Annotated in this window: 8 protein-coding genes; 3 read left to right on the top strand and 5 right to left on the bottom strand. The window is 72.8% G+C overall.

Features of this window, described 5'->3' with window-relative positions; translation table 11 throughout:
• Positions 1 to 49: 49 nt before the first annotated feature.
• Positions 50 to 1,072, bottom strand: coding sequence for a methyltransferase (locus tag ABZ914_RS41780; protein ID WP_500200230.1), 1,023 nt, complete (start codon positions 1,070 to 1,072; stop codon positions 50 to 52).
• 154 nt (positions 1,073 to 1,226) lie between these two features.
• Here ABZ914_RS41780 and ABZ914_RS41775 point away from each other — a divergent pair, with 154 nt between their 5' ends.
• A complete protein-coding gene (locus ABZ914_RS41775) occupies positions 1,227 to 1,976 on the top strand; it encodes an SDR family oxidoreductase (RefSeq protein ID WP_500200228.1) in 750 nt (249 codons plus the stop codon).
• Positions 1,977 to 1,998: 22 nt separating this feature from the next.
• On the opposite strand, the gene ABZ914_RS41770 is transcribed toward ABZ914_RS41775, so the two are convergent.
• Entirely contained in the window at positions 1,999 to 2,727 is a 729-nt protein-coding gene (locus ABZ914_RS41770; protein ID WP_190855264.1) for a TetR/AcrR family transcriptional regulator, read from the bottom strand.
• A 124-nt stretch (positions 2,728 to 2,851) separates the two neighbouring features.
• Here ABZ914_RS41770 and ABZ914_RS41765 point away from each other — a divergent pair, with 124 nt between their 5' ends.
• The gene (locus ABZ914_RS41765) at positions 2,852 to 4,405 is read left to right on the top strand and encodes an MFS transporter (RefSeq protein ID WP_500200227.1); all 1,554 of its coding nucleotides are present in this window, start codon (positions 2,852 to 2,854) and stop codon (positions 4,403 to 4,405) included.
• 183 nt (positions 4,406 to 4,588) lie between these two features.
• Complete coding sequence (locus ABZ914_RS41760) at positions 4,589 to 5,650, top strand: histidinol-phosphate transaminase (RefSeq protein WP_500200225.1); 1,062 nt, start codon at positions 4,589 to 4,591, stop codon at positions 5,648 to 5,650.
• A 54-nt stretch (positions 5,651 to 5,704) separates the two neighbouring features.
• Here ABZ914_RS41760 and ABZ914_RS41755 read toward each other — a convergent pair whose 3' ends face one another.
• From ABZ914_RS41755 to ABZ914_RS41745, 3 genes are all read right to left on the bottom strand, one after another.
• Positions 5,705 to 6,862: an acyltransferase family protein gene (locus tag ABZ914_RS41755; protein ID WP_500200224.1), complete on the bottom strand. Its 1,158-nt coding sequence runs from the start codon at positions 6,860 to 6,862 to the stop codon at positions 5,705 to 5,707.
• On the bottom strand, positions 6,859 to 7,278 hold the full coding sequence (locus ABZ914_RS41750; RefSeq protein ID WP_190855270.1) for a PPOX class F420-dependent oxidoreductase: 420 nt from the start codon (positions 7,276 to 7,278) through the stop codon (positions 6,859 to 6,861). Before ABZ914_RS41750 ends, ABZ914_RS41755 begins: the two co-directional genes overlap by 4 nt.
• Positions 7,279 to 7,312: 34 nt before the next feature.
• The coding region (locus ABZ914_RS41745) for an SDR family oxidoreductase (protein WP_500200223.1) at positions 7,313 to 7,945 on the bottom strand (633 nt) is incomplete at its 5' end.

The raw sequence follows: 7,945 nt of genomic DNA, 5'->3' as shown, positions 1-7,945 counted from the left end.
GTCCCGGGCCGGCGGGGACCCGGGACCTCCGGCCGGAGGGGGACACCGGTCAGGCGGCGGCCGGCTTGCGGGCGCGGACGAGGCGCTCGGTGGCGGTGATGCGCTCGACCGTGACGCCGGTGTACCCCGCGTCGCCGAGCCAGCGCTTCGCGTCCGCGAAGGTGTACTCGGCGGCGCCCGACCGGACGAGCTTCATGTTGAGGCTCATCAGCAGCGAGTGCGCGGGCCCCGTCCGGTCGTCGTCGATGAGCTCGTCGTACACGAGCAGCTCGCCGCCGGGGCGCAGGGCCTCGAACGCGCGGGTCACCAGCGTGACGCGGCTCTCCTCGTCCCAGTCGTGCAGCACGTGCCCGAAGATGTAGGCGTCGGCCTCGGGAAGCGCGTCGGTGAGGAAGTCGCCGCCGTGGAAGGTGGTGCGGTCGGCGGTTCCGAGGGCCGCCATGTGCTCGTCGAACAGGGGCCGTAGCGGCGGCATGTCGAAGCAGGCGGTCCTCAGGTGCCGGTGCGCGCGGGCGAGCGAGCCGGCGAGGTTGCCGCGCGCGCCGCCGAGGTCGACCACGTCCCGGTGCCCGCCCCAGTCGACCCGCTCGACCAGGTAGGCGGTGACGACCGCGGAGGCGCTGTCCATCGCGTTCATGAAGCCCCGGACGCGGTCCAGGTCGCGGTAGAACTCGCCGAACGAGTCGAAGCCCTCCTGCAGCGACCCGGACTTCAGCAGGTCGGTGAGGCGGCCCCACGCCGGGTAGAGCGCGCGCCCCATGAAGGTGAGGAAGCCGCCGACGTAGCCCCCGCCGTTCTGGTCGAGGAGGCGGGCGGCGGCCGGCGCGTTGGCGTACCGGCCGTCCCGGCGCTCCAGCAGGCCCAGGGCCGTCAGGGCGTCCAGGAAGTCCGCCGCCGCCCGCGCGTGCAGGCCGAGCTTCCCGGTGATCTCCTCGAGGGTGGCGGGCCCGGTGGCCAGCATGGTGAACAGGCCCAGCTCCACCCCGCTGAACAGCGCCCGCGACCGCCAGAAGCCGCCGGCCACCCCCATCACGAATTCCAGGTCCGCGGTTTCCTGATTCGGCGAGTCCATTCCATGGTCCTTTCGGAGTCCGAACGGGTGTGGGTGCCTTCCGATTTCACTCCTTCTGTATGGTCGGTCACGGCAGTCGAGAAGCTCTAAGGAAATGATCGGGAGCCGCTGGACGGCTCTTTCCTTCGCCCTGGATCGGGGCCAGTGTGGTGGCATGCGAATATCTCTCATCACCGGGGCCAACAAGGGAATCGGTTTCGAGGTCGCGCGGCAGCTCGGCGGGCTCGGCGGCCAGAAGGTGCTCGTGGGCGCGCGAAATGAGGAGCGCGGCCGGAAGGCGGCCGCGGCGCTGCGGGCGGAAGGGGTGGACGCCGGACATGTGCTCGTCGACGTCACCGACGCCGCCGGGCTGAAGCGCGCCGCGGAGCGAATAGAGCGCGAGCACGGCCGTCTCGACGCACTGGTCAACAACGCCGGGATCGCCATTCTGGACTGGAACCTGCGCCCCGGCCGGGTTCCGCTCGACATGGTGCGCCGGACCTACGAGACGAACGTGGTGGGGGTGATCGCGGTGACCGACGCGATGCTGCCGCTGCTGCGCCGCTCGGAGGCGGGGCGCATCGTCAACGTCTCCAGCCGCCTGGGGTCGCTCGCGGTCATGAGCGACCGGGCGTCACCGGTCTCGCGGGTCAACCTGCTGGCCTACAACTCCTCCAAGGCCGCGCTCAACGCGGTGACCGTGGCCTACGCCAAGGAGCTCGCGGAGACGCCGATCAAGGTGAACTCCGTCAATCCGGGTTTCTGCGACACCGACATGGCGTCCGACCTGATCGCGGCCATGGGGGCGGGCCGGGGCGTGCGCACGCCGGCGGAGGGTGCGCGGGCCGCGGTCACCGCCGCGACGCTGCCCGACGACGGGCCGACGGGCTCCTTCTTCGGAGACGAGGGCCCCGTGCCATGGTGAGCGCCCTGGCGCGGCGGGCCGGTCAGGCCGGCCCGGCGGCCTTCGCCAGCTCGGCGCGGAACCCGCCGATGACGCCGCTCAGCCCGATCTCGAAGCGGTCCTCGAGGCCGCGCTCGTTGAAGCCGGCGGTGACGGCGATGAGGTTCGGGTACTGCTCCGGCGGCAGGTGCTGCACGAACTCCTGCATCTGGTCGAGCCGTTCGCGGGCCTCCGCGCCGGTGCCGAACGAGATCTCCTGGGTCACGAAGCCGACCGCGTAGTACAGCAGCACCAGGTAGCAGATGTTGGTGAGCCTGTCGTCGAAGCCCGCCCGGCGCAGCGTGCCGATCACGTACTCGGCCAGCCGCAGCCAGTTCGGCCCGAGCGGCACCCGGCCGGTCAGCAGCCGGGTCGCCGCCGGGTGGGCCAGCAGCACGCGGCGGATCTCGCGGGCCACGCTCGTCAGCCGCTCGGCCCAGTCGCCCTCGTCGGCGGCGGGCAGCCGGCACTCGCCGAGCACGGCGTCCACGACCAGGTTGAACAGCTCGTCCTTGCTCCGGAAGTGCCAGTAGAGCGAGGGCGACTTGATGTTCAGCGCGGTCGCGAGGCCGCGCATGCTGAACGCCTCGAAACCGTCCTTCTCCAGCAGTTCGAGGGCGGCCTCGACGATCTCGCTCCGGCTGAGGCGCGGATCGGGGCCCTTCTCCTCGTTCCACAGCCCCTCGGGGTTGGGGCGCAACCGCAGCTTGGCGCGGTTGGGGCGGTCTGGCATCGGACCCCCGGAGTTCGCGTCGGTCGGATGAATTCACTCTAGCATTGATAGGACCCCCTACCGATGCTAGGCTGCACCTAGCAATGATAGGGAACTCGTCGAGTCAGGAAGGGTCACGGATCCGATGACTGCGCAGAGGCCCGTCTCGGACGTCTTCGGCGGCCGTACGGGGGATGACAGGGAAGAAGCCGGGTGGTGGCCGCTCGTCGCGATCGTCACCGCCGTCTCCATGCTCATGATGAGCGCCACGATCGTCACCGTGGCGCTCCCGGACATCCAGCGCGACCTGAAGGCGAACCTCACCGACCTGCAGTGGGTCGTGAACTCCTTCACCCTCGCCATGGCGGTGTTCCAGCTGACCGCCGGATCCCTCGGCGACCGCGTCGGCCGCCGCCGGATGTTCCTGATCGGCGTCGCCGCGTTCGGCCTGGCGTCGCTGGCCTGCGCCGTGTCCACCACCCCCGACATGCTCATCTGGTCCCGGGCGGTGCAGGGGCTGGCGGGCGCCGTCATGTTCGCCACCACGCTCGCGCTCGTCGCGCAGATCTACCACGGGCAGATGCGCGGCCTCGCCTTCGGCGTCCGCGGCGCCGCGGCGGGCGTCGCCGTCGCGCTCGGCCCGCTCCTCGGCGGCGCGCTCGTGGCCGGCATCGACTGGCGCTGGGTCTTCTACATCAACATCCCGTTCGCGGCCGTCACCCTGGTCATCGCCTGGGTGAAGCTGCCCCGGCACGAGGAGCTGCGCAAGGGCAAGAGCCTCGACGCCGGCGGCCTGCTCACGCTCACCGCGTCGCTGATGCTCCTCATGGTCGCGCTGCTGCGCGGCGAGGACTGGGGATGGTCCAGCGACCGCGTCATCGCGATGTTCGCCGGCGCCGCCGTCTTCATGGCGGTCTTCCTGATCATCGAGTGGGTGCACCGGGAGCCGATGCTGGACCTGTCGCTGTTCCGCAGCCGCTCGTTCAGCGGCACGCAGCTCGCCACGGTCGCCACGCACGGCAGCTTCTTCGCCCTGCTGCTGTACCTCTCGCTCTACTTCCAGAACCAGCTCGGCTACTCGGCCTTCAAGACCGGCCTGTGCTTCCTCGCGGTCAACATCCCGATCCTGCTCTCGGGGCCCGCGGCGGGCGCGTTCATGGACCGGCTCCCGGCCTGGGTGCTGCCGACCCTCGGGCTGGTGCTCGTCGGCACCGGCCTCGTCGTCATGCACGGACTGACGCTCGACTCCTCGTGGACGCATCTCGCCCCCGGCATGGTCATCGCGGGCTTCGGCCTCGGCATGGCGCTCCCGGCGATCGGGTCGCTGTCCATGGAGGTGGCCGACGGGCCGCGCCTCGGCATGGCCGCGGGCGTCAACAACACCGTCAGCCAGACCGCCATGGCGATGGGGATCGCCGTGTACGGCGCGATCCTCGGCCGCCAGGTCACCGACACGATGTCCGACGACCTGGCGGGCAGGCACCTGCCGGTCCACGACATCGCCGGGGCCGCGTCCGCCGGCCAGATCAAGGCGGTGGCCGCCCACCTGCCCGCCGCGCTGCGCAAGCCGGTCATCGACGCGGCCGAGCACGGGATCGTCAACGGCCTGAACCTGCTCTTCCTCGTGGTGGCCGCGGTGGCCTTCGCCGGAGCGGTCCTCGCCGTGCTCCTGATCCGCACGCCCGAGCACAGGGGCTAGCGGCACCGTCCCGGTGACCACCCGGGCCCGGGCGGCCGCGGACGGCGCGAGGCCGTTCCGGCGCGAGGCCGCTCCGGTGCGGCGGGCGGCCGGCCCCGTGGGCCGCCCGGCGGGGCCGGGCGGGCGGGTGTCCGCCCGCCCGCCCAGAGGCTCGGGGTCCGCCCTGCGACCCTGGAGGTACTGATGGCGGAGACGCGTCCGCGGCTCAGGGACGACCTGCTGGAACTCGCCGTGCACGCGGCGGTGCAGAACGACGGCCGGGGCTACCGCGCCGACCTCAACGAGGCCCCCTTCCCACCCCCGGACAGCGTGCTCGCGATGGCGAGGAGAGCGATGTCCGACGTCAACCGATACCCCGACGACGGCTGCTCCGAGCTCGTCGAGGCGCTCTCCGACCAGCTCTCCGTCCCCGCGCCGCACATCGCGGTCGGGGCCGGCGCCACCGCGATCATCCAGCAGGTGCTGCTCGCCGCCGTGCGGCACGGCGACGAGGTCGTCTGCTCCTGGCCGTCGACCGAGCGCTACCCCGGCCCGATCCAGGTCGCCGGGGCGCGGCTGGAGGGCGTGCCGCTGGACGGCGCGCACCAGGACCTCGGGGCGCTGGCCGGGGCGGTCACCGAACGGACCCGGGTGGTGTTCGTCGGCAACCCGAGCGACCTCACCGGGACGACCGTGCACCGGCACGCGCTCCAGACCTTCCTCAGGCGGGTCCCGCCGGACGTGCTGGTGGTGATCGACGAGGAGTACCGGGAGTTCGTCGGCGAGCCGGCCGCGCCGGACGGGGTGCGGCTGTACCGCGAGCACCCGAACGTCGCGGTGATCCGCACGTTCTCCAAGGCGTACGGCCTGGCCGGGCTGCGGGTCGGCTTCATGATCGCGCAACCGCGGGTGATCGGCGCGGTCCGCCGGACGGCGCTGCCGTTCGGCGTGAGCGCGGTCGCGCAGAAGGCCGCGCTGTCCGCGCTGCGCAACCAGTTCGAGCTGCGCCGGCGCATCGCCGCCCTGGTGAAGGAGCGCGACCGGCTGCTGCGGCTGCTGCGGGGGCAGGGCTGGGACGTGCCCACGAGCGGGGCGAACTTCCTGTGGCTGCCGCTCGGCAGGCGGACCGACCGTTTCGTCCAGATGTGCGCCGAGCACGGCGTCAGGGTCAACGGCTATGCCGGCCGCGGGGCCCGGATCACCGTGGGGGAGCCCGAGGCGAACGACCTCGTCGGCTTCGTCGCCGCCCGGTTCGCGACAGCATGACCGGCGTTCGCGGCGTCGCGACCGGCGGCCGGGCCGGTGCGGGCGGCCCCGGAGTCAGCTCGGCTCCGTCACGGGACGGGGGGTGGGCGCCGCCCGTCCCGGGCGCCGCCGGCTCCAGCGGCGCATCGCGGGCCGCTCCACCCACGTGTGGAGCGCGGCGGCCAGTGCCAGCGCGACACCGAGCAGGCCCGCCTCGACGCCGAACGCGGCGGGCGCGCTCCAGCCGCCGCCCAGGACGAGACGGCCGTAGGTGAGCACGGGGAGGTGCACCAGGTACAGGGCGAACGAGATCTCTCCCAGCCAGACCATGACCGGGGCGGCCAGAAGGGAGGGGCGCCCGCGCGAGTCGCGGTCGGCCGCGGCCGCGATGACCAGGGCGAGCGGCGCCACCGTCGGGGCGACCATCGCCCAGGGGGAGGGCACCAGCTTCACCTGGAGGGCGACACCGGCGGCCAGCAGGCAGAACGCCGGGCCGAGCCCCAGGCCGACCCAGCGGCCCGAGAGCACGATGCGGGCCATGACCACGCCCAGCGTGAACTCCAGAAGGCGGACGGGAGGCAGCGAGTACACCGCCCAGTAGTCCCAGACCGACATCGGGAACCACGGCATCTTCGGGGTGCCGGGAAGGAGCCACTGCGCGAGAGCCGGAACCAGGACGACCAGCGCCACCAGGCCCGCCGCGCAGGCCCAGAGCCGGTCCGGCCTGATCGCCCGGACCGCCCGGATCACCAGCGGGAAGCACAGGTAGAACAGCAGCTCGCAGCTCAGCGACCAGCTGGGGATGTGCAGCGCGTTCATCACGTCGGCGTCCGGCACCCAGGCGTGCACGAGCAGCAGGCTCGGCAGCGTCTTGCCCCAGGTGGCGCGGTCGGCCGCGGCCTGGCCCGGCAGGAACGCCAGCAGCAGCACGGCGGTCCACGTGACCAGGTGGTTGGGGTAGATCTTGACGAAGCGGCGGCGCCAGAAGTCGCGCGCCGCGTCGCCGGGACGCGCCGACCAGGTCAGGACGAAGCCGCTCAGCACGAAGAAGAAGGCCACGCCGAGCCAGCCCGCCGCCGTGGCGGGCCCCTCCAGGGACGGCGCCGGTCCCCGGTCGCCGTAGAACGCCTGGAAGGTGGCGTGGCAGAAGAACACCAGGAGCGCCGCCAGGATCCGCATCCCGGTCAGCGAGGGCAGCCTCGTGCGCGGGTCGTTCACGGGCGCGCCGGTCACGGCCGGCCACCGCCTCCGGCATCGGAGTAGATGACGTGCTCCGGAGTGACGCGCACCGTGACGCGCCGCTCGTCGCTGCTCCGGTGCGCGTAGTCGGGCGCGCCCCAGTACTTGCGGGCGATCCGGTCGGTCATCTCCTCGGCGCCCTTCTCCTCGATGCGCCCCGTGCCGGACACGGTGAGGGAGTGGAACGGGACCGCGGGGTCCAGCACGCTCACGGCCACCCGGCCGTCGGTGCGCAGGATGCGCTCCTTGACCCGGCCGACCGCGGTCGTGAAGACGACCTCGTCGCCGTCCACGTCCACGCAGACGATCGTGCAGTGGGGCGAGCCGTCGGGCCGGATGACGGTCGCCCAGGCGAAGTAGGGCTCACGGAGCATGGCCTTGGCCTGGTCGCTCAGCGGCGTCGCGTTCATGTCGGGCCTTTCGCGTTCGGGGATCGGGCGTGGCTCAGACGTCGGGCATGCCGAAGTCGACGTTGGGGGCGTCGATCCCGCCGTCGATCTCGAAGACCTTGCCGGTCACGTACGAGGCTGCGGGGGAGGCGAGGTAGCGGACGGCCGCGGCGATGTCGCCGGGCACGCCCACCCGCCGCATCGGGGTCGCCTGCTCCAGCCGGTCGCGCATCGCGTCGTCGGCGAGCACCGGCTCCAGCACCGCGGTCGCCACCGCCCCCGGCGTCACGGCGTTCACCCGGATGCGCGGCGCCAGGTCTCGCGCGGCGAGCCGGGTGTACTGCGCCAGGGCGCCCTTGGCGGTGCCGTACGCCAGCCAGCCCCGGCCGCCCACGCGCCCCACCGTCGAGGTGATGTTGACGACGGCGCCGCCGTTCCCCGGCGCCTCCAGCAGGTGCGGGACGGCGGAGCCGGTGACGGCGTGCGCGATGCCCACGTTGAAGCGGAAGGCGTCCACGAGGTCGTCAGGCGTGAGCGCGGTGAAGGGCCTGATGGTGGCGCTGCCGACGTTGTTGACGACGACGTCGAGCCGACCGAAGGCCTCGACCGCGCGGCCCGGCAGGCCGGCGGCGAGGCCGAGGTCGGACAGGTCGCCGGGGACGGCCAGGGCCCGGCGGCCCGCGGGCGC

Source organism: Spirillospora sp. NPDC046719 (assembly GCF_040645715.1).
In the GTDB taxonomy this organism is placed as follows: Bacteria; Actinomycetota; Actinomycetes; order Streptosporangiales; family Streptosporangiaceae; genus Spirillospora.
The sequence above is the reverse complement of the archived record's forward strand: the minus strand, read 5'-3'. Positions and strand labels throughout refer to the sequence as shown.

What these genes read in the sequence shown, in the direction of transcription:
- ABZ914_RS41780 (WP_500200230.1), bottom strand. Translation starts at nt 1,072, where the DNA reads ATGGACTCGCCGAATCAGGAAACCGCGGACCTGGAATTCGTGATGGGG.
- ABZ914_RS41775 (WP_500200228.1), top strand. Translation starts at nt 1,227, where the DNA reads ATGCGAATATCTCTCATCACCGGGGCCAACAAGGGAATCGGTTTCGAG.
- ABZ914_RS41770 (WP_190855264.1), bottom strand. Translation starts at nt 2,727, where the DNA reads ATGCCAGACCGCCCCAACCGCGCCAAGCTGCGGTTGCGCCCCAACCCC.
- ABZ914_RS41765 (WP_500200227.1), top strand. Translation starts at nt 2,852, where the DNA reads ATGACTGCGCAGAGGCCCGTCTCGGACGTCTTCGGCGGCCGTACGGGG.
- ABZ914_RS41760 (WP_500200225.1), top strand. Translation starts at nt 4,589, where the DNA reads ATGGCGGAGACGCGTCCGCGGCTCAGGGACGACCTGCTGGAACTCGCC.
- ABZ914_RS41750 (WP_190855270.1), bottom strand. Translation starts at nt 7,278, where the DNA reads ATGAACGCGACGCCGCTGAGCGACCAGGCCAAGGCCATGCTCCGTGAG.